This is a genomic window from Streptomyces sp. NPDC058198 (genome assembly GCF_042882605.1).
GTDB lineage: Bacteria > Actinomycetota > Actinomycetes > Streptomycetales > Streptomycetaceae > Streptomyces.
Genome location: NZ_JBHVVP010000005.1, coordinates 23739 through 41968, shown reverse-complemented (window position 1 = coordinate 41968; position 18230 = coordinate 23739). Strand labels below are relative to the sequence as shown.

The following is an 18230-nucleotide window of genomic DNA, read 5'->3' as shown; positions in this document are numbered from 1 at the left end:
TTTTTTGCTCGCGCGCTGCCCTGGATGTCCGGTGTTCTGCTGAAAATTCCCCTTTCCCCCCACCGTTCCCCCCCCCCGACCCGGCCCCACCCCTACGCGCCGCCCCCGCTTCTCGTCGTGTGGGGTGACCGCTCAACCGCGGCCGGGGCCCAGGGCCTTGCGGCCGACGGACGGGAGCGCCGGCGCGGGCCTCTCGGGCGCCGGCTGCTCGATACGGAGCGCGAGCGCGGGACAGCGGCGCACGGCGCGCTGGGCGCGCCCCCGCAGATGCATCGGAACGGACGCGTCCGCGAGCGCCGGATAGCCGTCGGGGCCCAGCCGGATCAGCTCGGGCACGATGTCCGCGCAGAGGCCGTGCCCCTGGCAGAGCGTCCAGTCCACGGCCAGCTTCTCGCCGCTCGGGATGGACTCCTCCGCGTCCTGGTACCCGGGGCCCGGCAGCGGCAGCACACCGGTCGTCTCGCGCCCGCAGCCCCCGTCCAGCACATGCGCGGCGAGATCGTCCGTGAACGCCGACAGGGTGGAGGCGAAGAAGCGTGCGGAGCCGTCCGGGTGCTTGCAGGCGCCCCGGCCCTTGACCGCCTGGGTCACCGCGCGCAGCGCCTCCAGGGCGGCCGGGCCGCCGCCGTTGATGACATCCGACAGACCGCCCGCGGCGGCCGGCAGACCGAGCTTGCAGGGGCCGCACTGGCCGGCCGTCTCGGCGGCGAGCCAGTTGGCGACCCGGAGCGCCTCACCCAGCGGACAGGTCTCGGGACCGATCGGCAGGATCGCGCCCGCGCCCAGCGAACCGCCCACGGCCGCGAGGGAGTCGCGTGAGATGACGGCCTCATGGGCGGCCACCGCGTCGATCCAGTTGCCGTGGTAGCCGCCGGTCAGCACGCCCTGGGGGAGCGGCGGGGCGCCGGCCATCTGTAGGACGTACCGCAGCGGCACCCCCGTCGGCACCTCGACGACCATGGGACGGGCGACCGCGCCCGAGACGGTGAGCAGGACCGTGCCGGGCTCGCTGTCGAGGCCGGTGTGGCCGTAGCGGCGGGCGCCGATCCGGGCGCCGACGGCCAGCTGGGCGTAGGTCTCGGCGTTGGACAGCAGTGTCGGGGCGCCGCCGACACCGGACTCCGCGGCGCGCTCACGGCGGCCGGGGGGCAGCGCGGGGCCGCCGCCCGCGGCGCGGATCACGGCGGACGCCTCGCCCGACACCATGCGCTCGGGGGTACGGACCACCCGCGCCCGCAGCTGCTGGCCGCGCCGGTCGGTCAGACCGCGCTCGGCGAGCGCCGCACGGATCGAGATCTCCGTGGAGTTACGGGTGACGGCGACGATCAGGGTGCGGGCGCCGAGCGCCTCGGCGGCCAGCAGCGCGCCGTCGAGGATGAGATGCGGCGCGCGGTTGAGCAGCACGGTGTCCTTGCGGCAGGCGGGCTCGCCCTCACTGCCGTTGATCACGACGACGGGCCGTACCCCGCGGCGGATCGAGGCCGTGGCGACGGCCCGCAGTTTCTTGCCGAAGGGAAAGCCGGCGCCGCCGCGGCCGCGCAGGGATATGTTCTCGGCGAGCTGCGCCAGCCGTTCGCCGGTCATCGGCTCCAGCGGTCCGTGCACCTTGAGATGCATGGCGAGGTCGAGGCGCTCGACCAGGTCGAAGCCCTGCGTCAGCTGGGGGAGGCCGACGACGCGGACTTCGGGGACATCGGGGAGAGGGGCGTTCACGGTCGGTCTCCTGCGGGTGCGTGCCAGGGTTCCCCGGCCGGGGGCGGATAGAGGGGGCCGGGCGAGGACGGAGGCGGCGAGGCCGGCCCCCGGCCGTCGGGGGCGGGGGCGGCGCCGGGGTCGTAGGCGGGGAGGGAGCCCGTGTCGTACGGGGGGAGGGGGCCGGTGTCGTAGGCGGGGGCGGAGCCCGTGTCGTACGCGGAGTCGGCCTGGTACGCCGGCAGGGCGCCGGTGCCGTACGGGGCGGCTCCGGGGCCGTACGCGGGTGTGGCGCCGGTGTCGTACGGAGGGACCGCGCCGCTGTCGTACACGGGTGTGGCACCGGTGTCGTACGGGACCGACGCGGGCGGAGCGAACGCCTGCGTGGGCACCGGCGGCGACGGCGCGGGCCAGGAACCCGGCCTGCCCGCCGGCTCGTCAGGGACGACCGGGAGTTCCTCGGTCAGGGGGATGCGCTCGGCGAGCGGTATCTCCCCGGCCGGCGACCCCGGGGACGGGGGCGGCACCGGCATCCGCACGGTCGGGTCGCCGCCCAGTGTGACCGCGCGATAGCCGGCGGAGATCCCCGTACCGGGCCCTGACAGCGGATCGGCGCCGAGACCTGACAGCGGATCGGCACCGAGACCGGCGAAGGAGTCGGTGACGCGGTCGGCCGGACGGTCATGAGGGGGCCGCGCCGCCTCGTACAGCGGCGGGGCGGGGGCGGCGAGCCGCCGTCGCGCACGCGGGGCTCCCAGCGGCTGCGCCGACATCGCCGGCTCCCGCTGGAGCCGCTGCTCGTACACGGGCGGCGGTGCGGCACCCGTGGCGCCGGGGAGCGGCTGTGCCGAGGGATCGCGGCGGGCCTGCTCGGGCTCCGGGATCTCACGGACGGCGCCGGTCAGCGCCCCGATCCGGTCGGCGATCCGGCGCTGGAGCGGGCGGGACAGGAGCCGCAGCGACACGGCCGCGGCGACCCCGGCGAGGGACAGGCAGTACAGGGTGGTCACCCAGACCGCCGGAGCGCGGCCCGCGTAGAGCCCGTGCACCAGGGCGAAGCACCAGGCCGGATAGGCCAGCATGTGCATCGCCCGCCAGCGGCCCGCGATGCGTCCCGGGGTGGCGAAGGCGCTGCGCAGCGCGCCGGTCGTGGCGGCGACGATCATCAGGAGCCCGGCGAGCGAACCGAACCCGATGAGGCCGTCCGTACCCGTGACACCGAGGCCGAACGGCACCAGCGCGCCGAGCAGCGCCACATGCCCGAGCGTGACCTTGACGGTGACGTGCAGCAGCAGAAAGCCGAGCGAGGCGACCGCCGTCGCCCGGTGGACGCCCTGGGCGAGGAGGCGGTGGCGCGGGGAGAGCAGCAGCCGGTCGGTGGCTATCAGGCCCCAGGCGACGGCCGCGGTCAGGGAGAGCAGCGACAGCACACCGGTGGTGAAGTCGAGTGCGGCGCGGAAGGCGTCGCCGCCTGCGACGGCGAGCACGGGTACCAGTACCAGCGCGGCGATGGTGACTCCGCCCTGAATCTGCCGGCTCATCCCCGGGTTCTGGTTGGACGATGAGCTGAACATGCGATGAGGGTTCATAGGGGGGCAACTCCGAATGGCTCGGGAAAGCGGTCCCGTTGCGGCATGCTAAGTCGAGCCATACCAGGCAGTGCGCGGTTTGCAGGTTTAACCGGGGGAAGGTGAGGCAACCGACTCTGGGGTTGCCCCGGATAGGGTCGATACGCGGAGTAAGGCGTACGCCCGAGCCTTCGTCCGCCCCCGCCGGCTCATGGAGTACCCCTTGCCAAGCCCCGTGCCCGCCCCCGCGCCCTGCCCCGTGCGGGCCGTCCGGGCCCTGCGGTACCCTGACGCCATGCGTGCCGTACGCCTTCTGCTTAGCGGGCCGTGCTGATCAGTCCCGACGGATGAAAGATCCGGTCGGAATCAGCGCGGCGTCCCCTCCTGTGTGAGGGGCCTTTTTCGTTCACCGACAGGCACGGTCATTCACGTCATTCACTGAATGGCAGAGCCGAATCCGCTGGCAGAGACGATCGATGGAGCCTTTGAGGATCATGAGCGAGACGAATTCCGCTGCCGCCGAGCCGGCCGCGCCGCACCGCTACACGGCTGCCATGGCCGCCGACATCGAGGCACGCTGGCAGGACTTCTGGGACGCCGAGGGCACGTACGAGGCGCCCAACCCCACGGGCGATCTGGCCGGTGACCCGGTCCTGGCCGCGAAGCCCAAAAAGTTCATCATGGACATGTTCCCGTATCCGTCCGGCGCGGGTCTGCATGTCGGGCACCCGCTGGGCTACATCGCCACCGACGTGTTCGCCCGCCACCAGCGCATGACCGGGCACAACGTCCTGCACACGCTGGGCTTCGACGCCTTCGGCCTGCCCGCCGAGCAGTACGCGGTGCAGACCGGCACGCATCCTCGGATCTCCACCGAGGCCAATATGGAGAACATGAAGGTCCAGCTGCGCCGGCTGGGCCTGGGCCACGACAAGCGCCGCTCCTTCGCGACGATCGACCCGGACTACTACAAGTGGACCCAGTGGATCTTCGTACAGATCTTCAACTCCTGGTACGACAAGGACGCGGACAAGGCCCGTCCCATCGACGAGCTGGTGGCGCTCTTCGAGAGCGGGGAGCGCGCGACGCCGGACGGGCGCCCCTGGAGTGAGCTGAGCGCGGAAGAGCGCGCCGGCGTCCTGGGCGACCACCGGCTGGCGTACGCCTCCGACGCCCCCGTCAACTGGTGTCCCGGTCTGGGCACCGTCCTGGCCAATGAGGAAGTCACCGCGGACGGCCGCTCCGAGCGCGGCAACTTCCCGGTGTTCAAGGCGAAGCTGCGCCAGTGGAACATGCGCATCACCGCCTACGCCGACCGGCTGCTGAACGATCTGGACGCGCTGGACTGGCCCGAGGCCATCAAGCTGCAGCAGCGCAACTGGATCGGGCGCAGCGAGGGCGCGCGCGTCGACTTCCCGGTCGGGGACACGGACGCCATCACCGTGTTCACCACCCGTCAGGACACCCTGTTCGGCGCCACGTACATGGTGCTGGCGCCGGAACACGACCTGGTCGAGAAGATCGTCCCGACCGCCTGGCCCGAGGGCACGCACGACGTATGGACGGGTGGTCACGCGACCCCCGCCGAGGCCGTCGGCGCGTACCGCAAGCAGGCCGTGTCGAAGTCCGACGTGGAGCGGCAGGCCGAGGCCAAGGACAAGACCGGTGTCTTCACCGGCGCGTACGCGACCAACCCGGTCAGCGGCGAGCGGGTGCCCGTCTTCATCGCCGACTATGTGCTGATGGGGTACGGCACCGGCGCGATCATGGCCGTCCCGGCGCACGACAGCCGTGACTTCGCGTTCGCACGCGCCTTCGAGCTGCCGATGCGCTGTGTCGTCGAGCCCTCGGACGGCCGCTCCACGGACCCGGCGGAGTGGGAGGACGCGTTCGCCTCGTACGACGCGCGCATCGTCAACTCGACGGGCGAGGACATCTCGCTGGACGGCCTGGGGGTCGTCGAGGCCAAGGCGAAGATCACCGACTGGCTGGCCGAGCGCGGCATCGGCGAGGGCACGGTCAACTTCCGGCTGCGCGACTGGCTGTTCAGCCGGCAGCGCTACTGGGGCGAGCCCTTCCCGATCGTGTACGACGAGGACGGCACCGCGCACGCGCTGCCCGAGTCGATGCTGCCGCTGGAGCTGCCGGAGGTTGACGACTACTCGCCCCGTACGTTCGACCCGAATGACGCGGACACCCGGCCCGAGACGCCGCTGTCGCGGAACGAGGACTGGGTCGACGTGGAACTGGACCTGGGCCTGGGCGAGGGCGTCAAGCGCTACCGCCGGGAGACCAACACCATGCCGAACTGGGCCGGTTCGTGCTGGTACGAGCTGCGCTATCTGGACCCGCACAACAGCGAGAAGCTGGTCGACCCGGCCATCGAGCAGTACTGGATGGGCCCGCGCGAGGGTCAGCCGCACGGCGGTGTCGACCTGTACGTGGGCGGCGCCGAGCACGCCGTCCTGCATCTGCTGTACGCGCGCTTCTGGTCCAAGGTGCTGTTCGACCTGGGGCACATCTCCTCGGTCGAGCCGTTCCACAAGCTGTACAACCAGGGCATGATCCAGGCCTTCGTCTACCGCGACAGCCGCGGGATCGCGGTCCCGGCCGTCGAGGTCGAGGAGCGCGACGGCGGGTACTGGTACCAGGGCGAGAAGGTCAGCCGCGTCCTGGGCAAGATGGGCAAGTCCCTGAAGAACGCGGTCACGCCGGACGAGATCTGTACCGAGTACGGCGCGGACACGCTGCGGCTGTACGAGATGGCGATGGGACCGCTGGATGTCTCGCGGCCATGGGACACGCGCGCGGTGGTGGGCCAGTACCGGCTGCTGCAGCGGCTGTGGCGCAATGTCGTCGACGAGGCGACCGGCGAGGTCACCGTCGTGGACACCGAGCCCGACGAGGACACGCTGCGTGCGCTGCACAAGGCGATCGACGGGGTCACGCAGGACATGGCGGCGATGCGCTTCAACACGGCCATCGCCAAGGTCACCGAGCTGAACAACCACCTGACCAAGGTGGGCGGACCGCTCTCGCGCCCGGTCGCCGAGCGGCTGGTGCTGCTGATCGCGCCGCTGGCCCCGCACATCGCCGAGGAGCTGTGGCGCAGGCTGGGCCACGCGGAATCCGTCGTGCACCAGGACTTCCCGGTCGCCGACCCGGCGTATGTCGTCGACGAGACCGTGACCTGCGTGGTGCAGCTCAAGGGCAAGGTCAAGGCGCGGCTGGAGGTCTCGCCGTCCATCTCGGACGAGGAGCTGGAGGCGCTGGCGCTGGGTGACGCGGCCGTGGTCGCCGCGCTGGGCGGCGCCGGGATCCGGAAGGTGATCGTGCGGGCGCCGAAGCTGGTGAACATCGTTCCGGCGTAACGGCGGACGGGCGGTTCTGCGGGCCGCGTCACGCGGTCCGGCGGACATGGCTTTTTCCCCTGCGGGCAGGTTGAGGGTTCTTGCGGAACCCTTCGCCTGCCCGTTCCGTTTACGGTGGAGGAAGCACAACCGTACGACGCACCACTGTCCGAGCCATGGCCTGAAGCACAAGCTGGACATGGCCACTACGAAGGGGCGCCCATGGAGGTCGCGATCATCATCCTGGCGCTGCTCTTCGTCACCTTCGTGGCGCTGGGGATCTATGTGAGCGTCAAGGCGGTCGGCGCGGCCAGACGCGGCGTCGACCGTACGATCTCGCAGGCACGCCGCACCGTGGAGGACACGACGCTGCGGGCCAGGAGCATCGGGCAGCTGGGCGTACCGGGACAGCTGGCCCAGCTGCGGCTGAAGCTGCGCACCTCGATGCGGGCCACCCAGGACGCGCTGCAGGCGGGCGCGGCCGAGGACGCCTCGCTGTCGGAGTCGATCGCCCTCTTCCAGCGGCTGAGCGCGCACGGCCGTGAGCTGGACGACGAGCTGCGGCAGCTGGAGCGTGACCCGGACCGGGCGAGGATCGCCGACCGCCTCCAGGAGCTGCGGGAGCGCACGGAGCGGATCACGCATTCGGCGGATTCGCTGCGCTGGGCGGCGCGGGACCGGGCGCGGAAGTTCGCGGAGGACGATCTGTCCTCGCTGAGTGCGCAGATCGATGTGGAGTCGGGAGCGCTGCGGCACTGGTCGACGGCGGAGCCCGAGCAGGACACGGCGTGGCCGGAGCCCGGGGCGGAGCCGGTGGCCGGGCACGAGCCGGCCGGCACGCCGGAGCGTACGGTCACCGACCAGACCTGGCCCGAGCCGCCGCCCGCCGAGGGACCGCAGGCGATCGAGCCGCCCGATCCCCGGCGGACCACCTACCCCTGGCAGAAGCCGACCAGGCAGGCCAGGCCCGAGACCACGAACTGACCGCTCCGACCGCTCCGACCGTTCCGACCCGCCGCTCGGCTCGCGCCGCGCGTCTGTGGAGCGAGGTGCGGGCGAGCGGGGTGAACGGAGCAGGGAATGGGCGGAACGGACCGGGATGGGCGGCGCGCCGGGACGGAATCGATCATTGAGGCGGGGCCGGGCTGCCGACCGGCGGCGCCGACGGGTAACCTCCCGGTCATGTCCCGCCATGTCGCGATCATCACCGATTCCACGGCCTACCTGCCGCCGCAGGCGATGGAGCGGCACGGCATCACCGCGGTGCCGCTGACCGTTGTGCTCGGTGACCGCGCGCTGGAAGAGGGCACCGAGATCTCGGCGCGTTCGCTGGCCGTGGCACTCCAGAAGCGACGCTCCGTGACCACCTCGCGGCCCAGCCCCGAGGTCTTCGCCGCCGCGTACCGCGCGGCGGCGGAAGCCGGTGCGACCGGGATCATCTCACTGCATCTGTCGGCCGAGTTCTCCGGGACGTACGACGCCGCCGTGCTCGCGGCGAAGGACGCGCCGGTGCCGGTACGGGTGGTGGACACCGGAATGGTGGCGATGGCGCTCGGGTTCTGCGCGCTGGCGGCCGCCGAGGCCGCGGAGGCGGACGGCACGCTGGACGAGGCGGTGGCCGCCGCCGAGAAGCGCGCCGCGGGCACCTCCGCGTACTTCTACGTCGACACGCTGGACTACCTGCGCCGGGGCGGCCGTATCGGCGCGGCCCAGGCGCTGTTCGGCTCGGCGCTCGCGGTGAAACCGCTGCTGCAACTGGACGGCGGGCGTATCGAACTGATGGAGAAGGTGCGTACGGCGTCGAAGGCCATCGCCCGGCTGGAGGAGATCGTCGCCGACCGCGCGGGCACGAGTCAGGTGGATATCGCCGTGCACCATCTGGCGGCGCCGGAGCGGGCCGCGGCGCTCGCCGAGCGGCTGCGCGAGCGGGTGCCCGGCCTCGCGGATCTGCATGTCAGCGAAGTGGGCGCGGTGATCGGGGCGCACACGGGGCCGGGGCTGCTGGGGGCCGTGATCTCACCGCGCTGACGGTCCGACAGCTGCCGAACTCCCTCGTACGGGTGGCGGAGTTGTCCACAACCGGCTCGTTGTCCACGGAAATTCGGCCTGCTCGGCGGGGTCCGGCGGATGTGCCTACCGTCTTGTGTCATGGCTCTCCGAACACGCTCCGCAACCAGCGGCCCGGGCCGCGCTCCCGACTCCGACGGCCGCGCCCGCCATGGCCGGACCCGCCGCGGCCGGACCCTTCACGGCCGGACCCTTCACGGCGGGGTACGAAGTCGCCCGCGTAGGGCGCTCTCCGCTGCCGGGGGCGTGGGCGGTACGGCCCTGACGGCTCCGCGCAGTCGCGCGGACGCCCTCTTCGTCGCCGCGCCGGCGGTGACGGCGCCGCCGGATGCGGCGGAGGTGCTCGTCGGAGATGGCGGGCGAGCCGAGCCGGGTGGGCCCGGTCCGAGGCGCGAGCGGGTGGCTTCCGTGGTGCGGGAGCGGCTGCCGATGTGGGTGCAGCTGAGATGCGGTCTGGAGCCCAGGACGCTCGCCGCGCTCGCCGTGGTCCTGGTGGTCGCCGTGGTTCTCGCCGCTCAGCACTTCTGGGCCGCGCGGCCGCAATCCGTCAGCGCACCGGAGAAGGTCCGTGCGGAGCCCGTCGTTCCGAAGCCGTCGCTGTCGCCGCCCCCGTCCGCGCAGACGCCCCGTGTCGTCGTCGATGTGGGCGGCAAGGTGCGGCAGCCGGGTGTGCTGCGGCTGCCGGCCGGATCGCGGGTCGCCGACGCGCTGCGTGCGGCCGGGGGCGTCACGCCCGGCGCTGACCTCACCGGGCTCAACCGGGCCCGGGTGCTGATGGACGGCGAACAGGTGGTGGTCGGCGGGCCGTCACCACCGGGGCCAGGCACCGGCGGTGGCGTCGGCGGCGGTGGCGGCGCTCCGGCCACGGGGCCGGTGAGTCTCAACTCCGGCACGGCCGACCAGTTCGACACGCTGCCCGGAGTCGGTCCCGTGCTCGCCCGGCACATCATCGACTACCGCACCCAGCACGGAGGCTTCCGGTCCGTCGAGGAACTCCGCGAGGTGAACGGCATCGGCGAGCGCCGGTTCGCGGACCTCCAGCCTCTCGTCGGCCCATGACGCGCGCCGCGGTCCACTCGGAAGCCGCCCACCGCCTGGGAGCCGCCGACCCCCGCCAAGAGGCGCCGGCCGACCTCCGCCTGGTCCCGCCGGCCCTGGCGGCCTGGGCCGCGGCGGCCCTGGCGCTGGGCCTGCCGGGACGCTGGACCGCCGTCGGGGCGACGGCCTGCGTTCTGACGGCCGCGCTCCTCCTGGCGCGGACCGCGCGCGCCGGGAGGCGCCGTCGGCTTCACGGGGTGGCGGTCGCCGGCGTGCTGCTGTGCGCCGCCGCCGGGGCGGCGTCCGCCGGGCTGCACGGGGCCGACACACGCCGGGGGCCCGTGCCCGGACTCGCGGAGCGGTACGCCCGGGTCACCGTGGAGGTGACAGTTACCTCCGATCCCCGGCCGACGCGCGCGAAGGTCATCGGCGACCAGGTGTCCGGCGGGAGATTCCTCCTCGACGCGGACATCATTCGGATGACGGCGCTCGACGGTGAGGTCACCACGGGCCGGACGCCCGTCCTGGTGATCGCCACGCCCGGCGAGCACACCGGCCGGTGGCGACGGCTGCTGCCCTCCACCCGGCTGCGGGTCACCGCGAGGCTCTCGCCCCCGCTGCACGAGGACGACCGCTACGCGGCGGCGTTGCGGGTGGAGGGGACCGGACCGCCGCAGGTCATCGGGGCGCCGACCGTCGTGCAGCGCACGGCAGGACATCTCCGTGCCGGGCTGCGCGAGGCGACCGACGGGCTCGATCCCGATGCCCGCGCCCTGCTGCCAGGACTGGTCGTCGGCGACATCTCGCGGATTGCACCTGAGCTGCGCGACGCGTTCACCGCGACCGACCTCACGCATCTGCTCGCGGTGTCGGGAAGCAATCTGACCGTCGTGCTCGCCCTGCTGATCGGGCCGCCCGGGCTCGCCACGAGAGCCGAGCGGCGCGGACTCGCCCCGCGCCTGGGGATCTCGCTGCGGTCGACCGCGCTGCTCGGCGGGGCGCTCACGCTGGCCTTCGTGATCGTCTGCCGGCCGGAGCCCAGTGTGCTGCGGGCCGCCGCCTGCGGGCTGATCACCCTTCTCGCCATCGGCACGGGCCGGCGCAGGACACTGATTCCGGCGCTGGCCGCCGCCGTACTGCTCCTGGTGCTCTACGACCCCTGGCTGGCCCGGAGTTACGGCTTTCTCCTCTCCGTACTGGCCACCGGCGCGCTGCTCACCATCGGGCCGCGGTGGAGCGCGGCCCTGGCGCGGCGCGGGGTGCCGCCACGGCTCGCGGAGGCGCTGGCCGCGGCGGGTGCGGCGCAGGCCGTCTGCGCTCCCGTGGTGGCCGTGTTCGCGGCCAGGGTCAGCCTGGTCGCGATCCCGTGCAATCTCTTCGCCGAACTGGCGGTGGCCCCGGCCACGGTCCTCGGCTTCGCCGCGCTCGCCACGGCGCCCCTGGCGATGCCCGTGGCCGAGGCGCTGGCCAGATGCGCGGGATGGCCGGCGGGCTGGATCGCGTCCGTCGCCCGGGCCGGCGCGGCGCTGCCCGGCGCGGAGGCCGCCTGGCCCGGCGGCTGGTCGGGCGGTCTGCTGTTCGCCGCCCTGACGGTCCTCGCCCTGCTCGCCGCGCGGCGGATCGGGCACCATCCCTGGACGGCCTCGGCGTGTGCCGTGCTTCTTCTGCTCGCGGTCCTGCGGCCCCCGCCCTTCACCCGGATCGTCACCGGCTGGCCGCCGCCGGGTTGGGCGTTCGCACTGTGCGACGTCGGCCAGGGCGACACCATGGTGCTCGCGGCGGGCGACGGTGCGGGCGTGGTCGTGGACGCAGGGCCCGACCCCGAACTCGCCGACCGCTGTCTGCGCGATCTCGGCGTCACCCGTATCCCGCTACTGCTGCTCACCCACTTCCATGCCGACCATGTCACCGGGCTGCCCGGTGTGCTGCGGGGCAGGGCGGTCGGCGCGATCGAGACGACGGCCGCCGAGGATCCGCCGGCCCAAGGCGCGTTCGTAAGGAGAACGGCGGCCGCCGCCCGGGTGCCCGTCGTCCGCGCCCGGCCGGGGGAGCGGCGGCGGACCGGGCCGCTCACCTGGCGGGTGCTGTGGCCACGGGCGGGGCCGGGAGCGGCCGCCGGGGGGCCGAACGACTCCAGCGTCACCCTGTTCGTACGCATCACCCACGGCCCCACGCTGCTGCTCCTCGGTGACCTCGAACCACCCGCCCAACAGGGCCTGTTGCACGACCATCCGGCGCTGCCCCCGGTCGACGTGCTCAAGGTCGCGCACCACGGCTCGCCCTTCCAGCATCCGGGGCTGCTCCACGGCGTCCGCCCCCGGCTCGCCCTGATCTCCGCGGGGCGGGACAACCCGTACGGACACCCCGCGCCCCGGACCGTCGACGCACTGCGCGCCGGGGGAGCGAGGGTGCTGCGTACGGACATGGACGGGTCGATCGCGGTGACGGGCACGGGCGCCGGGCTGCGAGCGGTGGCGCTCCGGCGGGCGGACTGAGTGCCCGGACGGGGTGATGGAACGCGGGCTGGGAGAATGCCGCCGTGAGCGATGTGAGACATGTGCTGGTGCTGCCCGACCGCGACGCCGCCGAGGAGGTGGCGCAAGCGCTCGGTGAGCGGTTCGGGGTGGCCGACGAACCACGGCTCGTACGGGACGCGCTGGCCGGCGAGGACGACGCCGAGGACGCCCAGTGGCTGGTGGTCGTGGAGGACCCGGAGGCGCGGATGGACGGCGCGGCGCTGGACGCGTTCGTGGCCGACTGGGACGGCTGGCGGGAAGCGCCCTGAGCGTCGCGGCCGTAGCTCCGGCTGTCGGTGGCCCGTGCGATGCTGGACCGCGATGGCCACCAGGAAGACTTCCCCCGACGATCCGCTCGCCCCTCTGACGCTCGCCGTGGGCCAGGAGGACCTGCTGCTCGACCGCGCCGTGCAGCAGGTGGTGGCGGCCGCCCGCGCCGCCGACGCCGACACGGACGTACGCGACCTCACCTCCGACCAGCTCCAGCCCGGTACCCTCGCCGAGCTGACCAGCCCGTCGCTCTTCGCCGAGCGCAAGGTCGTCGTCGTGCGGAACGCGCACGATCTCTCCGCCGACACGATCAAGGACGTCAAGGCGTATCTCGACGCGCCCGCCGAGGAGATCACGCTCGTCCTGCTGCACGCCGGAGCGGCCAAGGGCAAGGCGCTGCTGGACGCCGCCCGCAAGGCGGGGGCCCGTGAGGTCGCCTGCCCCAAGACGACCAAGCCCGCCGAGCGGCTGACGTTCGTACGCTCCGAATTCCGCGTGCTGGGCCGCTCGGCCACGCCCGAGGCATGCCAGGCCCTGGTCGACTCGATCGGCAGCGATCTGCGGGAGCTGGCGAGCGCCGTCTCCCAGCTCGCCGCGGATGTCGAGGGCACGATCGACGAGGCGGTCGTCGGCCGGTACTACACGGGCCGCGCCGAGGCCTCCAGCTTCACCGTCGCCGACCGGGCCGTGGAGGGCCGGGCGGCCGACGCCCTCGAAGCGCTGCGCTGGTCGCTGTCGACCGGGGTGGCTCCCGTGCTGATCACCAGCGCCCTGGCCCAGGGCGTCCGGGCCATCGGCAAGCTCTCCTCCGCCCGGGGCGGGCGGCCCGCCGATCTCGCCCGCGAGCTGGGGATGCCGCCGTGGAAGATCGACCGGGTGCGCCAGCAGATGCGCGGCTGGACCCCGGACGGGGTGGCGACGGCGCTGCGGGCGGTCGCCGAGGCCGACGCGGGCGTCAAGGGCGGCGGCGACGATCCGGAGTACGCCCTGGAGAAGGCAGTCGTCACGATCGCCCGCGCGGCCCGCACCGGCCGTTAGGCCCTCTCCGGCAGGCACTTGTACCCCCCATCACTCATACCCCCATGACGAAGGCCCCGGTCCCGTCCTGGGGAGGACGGGGCCGGGGCCTCGACGTGAATCAGATGAACTCGCACCCGCGTGGCGAACGCAGTCGCGTGCGAGTTCGGAGGATGCCGTTCAGGAGCGGTAGAGAGGGCCCGCTGAGTCCTGTCCGGCGATCAAATCAGGAGCGGCTCAGCCCTGGAGGGAGGCAACCTTGGCAGCCAGCGCCGACTTCTTGTTGGCGGCGGCGTTCTTGTGGATGACACCCTTCGAGGCAGCCTTGTCGAGCTTGCGGGACGCCTCACGAGCGGCCACGGAGGCCTTCTCGACGTCGCCCGCGGCAGCGGCCTCACGGGCCTTGCGGATCGCGGTCTTGAGCGACGACTTGACAGCCTTGTTGCGCAGGCGTGCCTTCTCGTTCGTCTTGTTCCGCTTGATCTGGGACTTGATGTTCGCCACGAAAGAGCCTTTTCAGGTTCGATGAATCTTTGACCGAGCCGTCCCGCGCCGAGACGGCACGAGACACAGCTGCTCAGGTTAGCAGTGACCCTCCGACCGTCCCAAACCCGGCGCAGTCCCGCGCCCGTGGGACGATGGAGGCTACGTATCGATCCGAGTCGACCCGAGACGAGACGCCGCGCGTCTCAAGAATCAGGACCCTGCGTGCCCGCGACCCCTATCCACGTGCCCGAGCCCAGTCGTACGGACCCGGCGCTGCTCCGCAACTTCTGCATCATCGCGCACATCGACCACGGCAAGTCGACGCTCGCCGACCGGATGCTCCAGCTGACCGGAGTGGTCGATGTTCGGCAGATGCGTGCTCAGTACCTCGACCGGATGGATATCGAGCGCGAGCGCGGCATCACGATCAAGTCCCAGGCGGTCCGGCTGCCCTGGGCCCCCACCACGGGTGAGGGACAGGGCACGACCCATGTCCTCAACATGATCGACACGCCGGGCCACGTGGACTTCACCTATGAGGTGTCCCGTTCGCTGGCGGCCTGCGAGGGCACGGTCCTCCTGGTGGACGCCGCCCAGGGCATCGAGGCGCAGACCCTCGCCAACCTCTATCTCGCGATGGAGAACGACCTCACCATCGTGCCGGTCCTCAACAAGATCGACCTGCCGGCCGCCCAGCCGGAGAAGTTCTCCGAGGAGCTGGCGAACCTCATCGGCTGCCAGCCGGAGGACGTCCTCAAGGTCTCGGCGAAGACCGGCGTCGGCGTGGACGTCCTGCTCGACCGGGTGGTCAAGGACGTGCCGCCGCCGGTCGGCGTCAAGGACGCGCCCGCCCGCGCGATGATCTTCGACTCCGTCTATGACTCGTACCGCGGTGTCGTCACGTACGTCCGCGTCATCGACGGCCAGCTCAACAAGCGTGAGCGGATCCGGATGATGTCCACCGGGGCCACCCACGAGCTGCTGGAGATCGGCGTCTCCTCCCCGGAGATGACCTCGGCCGACGGCCTCGGCGTCGGTGAGGTCGGCTATCTGATCACGGGTGTGAAGGACGTCCGCCAGTCCAAGGTCGGTGACACGATCACCACGCTCAACAAGGGGGCGAGCGAGGCGCTCGGCGGCTACAAGGACCCCAAGCCGATGGTGTTCTCCGGCCTCTATCCGCTGGACGGCTCGGACTACCCCGAGCTGCGCGACGCCCTCGACAAGCTCCAGCTCAACGACGCGGCCCTGGTCTACGAGCCGGAGACCTCCGCGGCCCTCGGCTTCGGCTTCCGCGTCGGCTTCCTCGGACTGCTGCACCTCGACGTCATCCGGGAGCGCCTGGAGCGCGAGTTCGGCCTCGACCTGATCGCCACCGCGCCCAACGTGGTCTACCGGGTGGAGATGGAGGACGGCCGCGAGCACACGGTCACCAACCCGAGCGAGTTCCCCGAGGGCAAGATCGACTCGGTGCACGAGCCGGTCGTACGGGCCACGATCCTCGCCCCGAGCGAGTTCATCGGCTCGATCATGGAACTGTGCCAGACCCGCCGCGGCACGCTGCTCGGCATGGACTACCTCTCCGAGGACCGGGTCGAGATCCGCTACACGCTGCCGCTCGCGGAGATCGTCTTCGACTTCTTCGACCAGCTGAAGTCCAAGACCCGGGGCTACGCCTCGCTCGACTACGAGCCCACCGGCGAGCAGAGCGCCCATCTCGTCAAGGTCGACATCCTGCTGCACGGCGACAAGGTCGACGCCTTCTCGGCGATCACCCACCGGGACCAGGCGTACGCGTACGGCGTGCGGCTCGTCGCCAAGCTGCGCGAGCTGATCCCGCGCCAGGCCTTCGAGGTGCCCATCCAGGCCGCCATCGGCTCCCGGGTCATCGCCCGCGAGACGATCCGCGCCATCCGTAAGGACGTCCTCGCCAAGTGCTACGGCGGTGACATCTCCCGGAAGCGCAAGCTGCTGGAGAAGCAGAAGGAAGGCAAGAAGCGGATGAAGATGGTCGGCAGCGTCGAGGTCCCGCAGGAAGCCTTCATCGCGGTGCTGTCCAGCGACGAATCCGGCGGCGGCAAGTCGAAGAAGTAGGAGCGGCCGGCCGGCGGCAACCACGGACGGACCCTCACGCTGTGGCGCGGGGGTCCGTCCGTGGTTGATGGGGCGGGTTCGTTATGAAGCGACATCCCACTGCCTCTTACGCACCGGCCGGGGGGCCTCTAGTCTGATCACTGATCGATAGTTACTCGCCAGTTAGTTACTCGCCAGTCACACAATCAGTCAGTCACGCAGCGCTGCCGCGGGCCCGGAGGATGTCGTGAGCGACACACAGACCTTGATCGAGAACCGGCCGCCCTCCGTGGCGACCCTCTTCATTGAGCGCGTGGCGGCCACGCCGGACGCGGAGGCCTATCGCTATCCCGTGCCGCGCACGTCGGGGCAGGGCCCCGACGAGTGGCGCTCGCTGAGCTGGGGCCAGGCCGCCGAGCGGGTGTTCGCCATCGCCGCCGGCCTGATCGAGCTGGGCGTACGGCCCGAGGAGCGCGTCGCGCTCGCCGCCGCCACCCGCGTCGAGTGGATCCTCGCCGACCTCGGGGTGATGTGCGCGGGCGCCGCGACCACCACGGTCTACCCCTCGACCAACACCGAGGAGTCCGCGTACATCCTCGCCGACTCGGACAGCCGGGTACTGATCGCTGAGGACGCCGCCCAGCTCGCCAAGGCGCGCGAGCGCCGGGCCGAGCTGCCGCACCTCGCCCATGTCGTCGTGATCGACGCCGCCGACGCGCAGCCCGCCGAGGGCGACCCGGAGGGCTGGGTGCTCTCGCTCGCCGATCTGGAGGCGCGCGGGGCGGAGTATCTGACCAAGCACCCGGAGGCGGTCACGGAGCGGGTCGGGGCCATCACGGCCACGCAGCTCGCCACCCTGATCTACACCTCGGGCACCACCGGCCGCCCCAAGGGCGTACGGCTGCCGCACGACAACTGGTCGTACATGGCCAAGGCCATCGCCTCGACCGGACTGATCACGACCGACGACGTGCAGTACCTGTGGCTGCCGCTCGCCCATGTCTTCGGCAAGGTGCTGACCTCCGGCCAGATCGAGGTCGGGCATGTCACCGCCGTGGACGGGCGCGTGGACAAGATCATCGAGAACCTTCCGGTGGTCCAGCCGACGTACATGGCGGCCGTGCCGCGGATCTTCGAGAAGGTGTACAACGGGGTCGCGGCCAAGGCGCGGGCCGGCGGCGGCGCCAAGTACAAGATCTTCCAGTGGGCGGCCGGCGTCGCCCGTGAGTACGCCAAGGTCTCCCAGGACAACTTCCGCCGTACGGGCACGGCGTCCGTGCCGTTCGCCCTCGGCGCCAAGCACAAGGTCGCCGACGCGCTCGTCTACACCAAGCTGCGCGAGGCGTTCGGCGGCCGGCTGCGCGCCGCGATCTCCGGGTCCGCCGCGCTCGCCCCGGACATCGGCTACTTCTTCTCCGGCGCCGGGATCCACATCCTGGAGGGCTACGGCCTGACCGAGTCCAGCGCCGCGAGCTTCGTCAACCCGGGCGACGCGTACCGCACCGGTACGGTCGGCAAGCCGCTGCCCGGCACCGAGGTGCGCATCGCCGACGACGGCGAGATCCTGCTGCGCGGCCCGGGGATCATGGCCGGATATCACGGGCAGCCCGAGAAGACCGCGGAAGTCCTGGAGTCCGACGGCTGGTTCCACACCGGCGACATCGGTGAGCTGTCCGTCGACGGCTATCTGCGGATCACCGACCGCAAGAAGGACCTGATCAAGACGTCGGGCGGCAAGTACATCGCACCGGCGGAGGTCGAGGGCCAGTTCAAGGCGGTGTGCCCGTTCGTCTCCAACATCCTGGTGCACGGCGCGGACCGTAACTTCTGTACGGCCCTGATCGCGCTCGACGAGCCGACGATCCTCGGCTGGGCCGAGGAGAACGGCATGGGCGGCAAGCCGTACGCCGACGTGGTCGCCTCCGCCCAGGCCCAGCAACTGATCGACGGCTATGTGAAGCGGCTCAACGACGGGCTCCAGCGCTGGCAGACCATCAAGAAGTTCCGGCTGCTGCCCCGCGACCTGGATATCGAGCACGGCGAGCTGACGCCCAGCCTCAAGCTCAAGAGGCCGGTCGTGGAGCGCGAGTACAAGGACCTGATCGAGGAGATGTACGAGGGCTCCCGGGAGTCCTGAGCCGTATCCGCCCGTA

Annotated in this window: 12 protein-coding genes; 9 read left to right on the top strand and 3 right to left on the bottom strand. The window is 72.0% G+C overall.

What is annotated here, in order from left to right; translation table 11 throughout:
- Positions 1 to 132: 132 nt before the first annotated feature.
- Both ACFVWW_RS19145 and ACFVWW_RS19140 read right to left on the bottom strand, forming a co-directional pair.
- Complete coding sequence (locus ACFVWW_RS19145; protein WP_386877526.1) at positions 133 to 1713, bottom strand: ferredoxin; 1581 nt, start codon at positions 1711 to 1713, stop codon at positions 133 to 135.
- The gene (locus ACFVWW_RS19140) at positions 1710 to 3233 is read right to left on the bottom strand and encodes a hypothetical protein (protein ID WP_386877723.1); all 1524 of its coding nucleotides are present in this window, start codon (positions 3231 to 3233) and stop codon (positions 1710 to 1712) included. The genes ACFVWW_RS19145 and ACFVWW_RS19140 overlap by 4 nt, the downstream gene beginning before the upstream one ends.
- A 521-nt stretch (positions 3234 to 3754) precedes the next feature.
- Between ACFVWW_RS19140 and leuS the strand changes: the two genes are divergently transcribed.
- The 7 genes from leuS to holA all read left to right on the top strand — a co-directional run bounded on the left by leuS (position 3755) and on the right by holA (position 13539).
- Entirely contained in the window at positions 3755 to 6631 is a 2877-nt protein-coding gene (gene leuS / locus ACFVWW_RS19135) for a leucine--tRNA ligase (protein ID WP_386877525.1), read from the top strand.
- A gap of 201 nt (positions 6632 to 6832) precedes the next feature.
- Positions 6833 to 7594, top strand: a complete 762-nt coding sequence (locus ACFVWW_RS19130) for a hypothetical protein (RefSeq protein WP_384191516.1) — start codon at positions 6833 to 6835, stop codon at positions 7592 to 7594.
- A gap of 198 nt (positions 7595 to 7792) precedes the next feature.
- The gene (locus ACFVWW_RS19125; protein WP_384191506.1) at positions 7793 to 8638 is read left to right on the top strand and encodes a DegV family protein; all 846 of its coding nucleotides are present in this window, start codon (positions 7793 to 7795) and stop codon (positions 8636 to 8638) included.
- Positions 8639 to 9076: 438 nt separating this feature from the next.
- The gene (locus tag ACFVWW_RS19120) at positions 9077 to 9736 is read left to right on the top strand and encodes a helix-hairpin-helix domain-containing protein (RefSeq protein WP_386877524.1); all 660 of its coding nucleotides are present in this window, start codon (positions 9077 to 9079) and stop codon (positions 9734 to 9736) included.
- Positions 9733 to 12210, top strand: coding sequence for a ComEC/Rec2 family competence protein (locus ACFVWW_RS19115; RefSeq protein WP_386877523.1), 2478 nt, complete (start codon positions 9733 to 9735; stop codon positions 12208 to 12210). Before ACFVWW_RS19120 ends, ACFVWW_RS19115 begins: the two co-directional genes overlap by 4 nt.
- A gap of 44 nt (positions 12211 to 12254) precedes the next feature.
- On the top strand, positions 12255 to 12500 hold the full coding sequence (locus ACFVWW_RS19110) for a hypothetical protein (RefSeq protein ID WP_384191497.1): 246 nt from the start codon (positions 12255 to 12257) through the stop codon (positions 12498 to 12500).
- A 52-nt stretch (positions 12501 to 12552) separates the two neighbouring features.
- Positions 12553 to 13539 carry a DNA polymerase III subunit delta gene (gene holA, locus ACFVWW_RS19105; RefSeq protein WP_384191494.1) on the top strand — a complete coding sequence of 329 codons (987 nt, stop codon included), beginning with the start codon at positions 12553 to 12555 and terminating at the stop codon, positions 13537 to 13539.
- Between the two features lie 216 nt (positions 13540 to 13755).
- Here holA and rpsT read toward each other — a convergent pair whose 3' ends face one another.
- Positions 13756 to 14022: a 30S ribosomal protein S20 gene (gene rpsT / locus ACFVWW_RS19100; protein WP_384191491.1), complete on the bottom strand. Its 267-nt coding sequence runs from the start codon at positions 14020 to 14022 to the stop codon at positions 13756 to 13758.
- Positions 14023 to 14226: 204 nt separating this feature from the next.
- Here rpsT and lepA point away from each other — a divergent pair, with 204 nt between their 5' ends.
- Together lepA and ACFVWW_RS19090 are read left to right on the top strand one after the other, a co-directional pair.
- On the top strand, positions 14227 to 16098 hold the full coding sequence (lepA, locus tag ACFVWW_RS19095) for a translation elongation factor 4 (RefSeq protein ID WP_386877522.1): 1872 nt from the start codon (positions 14227 to 14229) through the stop codon (positions 16096 to 16098).
- A gap of 226 nt (positions 16099 to 16324) precedes the next feature.
- Positions 16325 to 18214, top strand: a complete 1890-nt coding sequence (locus ACFVWW_RS19090; protein WP_384191485.1) for an AMP-dependent synthetase/ligase — start codon at positions 16325 to 16327, stop codon at positions 18212 to 18214.
- Positions 18215 to 18230 lie beyond the last annotated feature (16 nt).

Excerpts from the sequence above, each read along its gene's own strand:
- ACFVWW_RS19140 (WP_386877723.1), bottom strand. The coding sequence starts at position 3,233 with ATGAGCCGGCAGATTCAGGGCGGAGTCACCATCGCCGCGCTGGTACTG.
- leuS (WP_386877525.1), top strand. The coding sequence starts at position 3,755 with ATGAGCGAGACGAATTCCGCTGCCGCCGAGCCGGCCGCGCCGCACCGC.
- ACFVWW_RS19130 (WP_384191516.1), top strand. The coding sequence starts at position 6,833 with ATGGAGGTCGCGATCATCATCCTGGCGCTGCTCTTCGTCACCTTCGTG.
- ACFVWW_RS19125 (WP_384191506.1), top strand. The coding sequence starts at position 7,793 with ATGTCCCGCCATGTCGCGATCATCACCGATTCCACGGCCTACCTGCCG.
- ACFVWW_RS19115 (WP_386877523.1), top strand. The coding sequence starts at position 9,733 with ATGACGCGCGCCGCGGTCCACTCGGAAGCCGCCCACCGCCTGGGAGCC.
- holA (WP_384191494.1), top strand. The coding sequence starts at position 12,553 with ATGGCCACCAGGAAGACTTCCCCCGACGATCCGCTCGCCCCTCTGACG.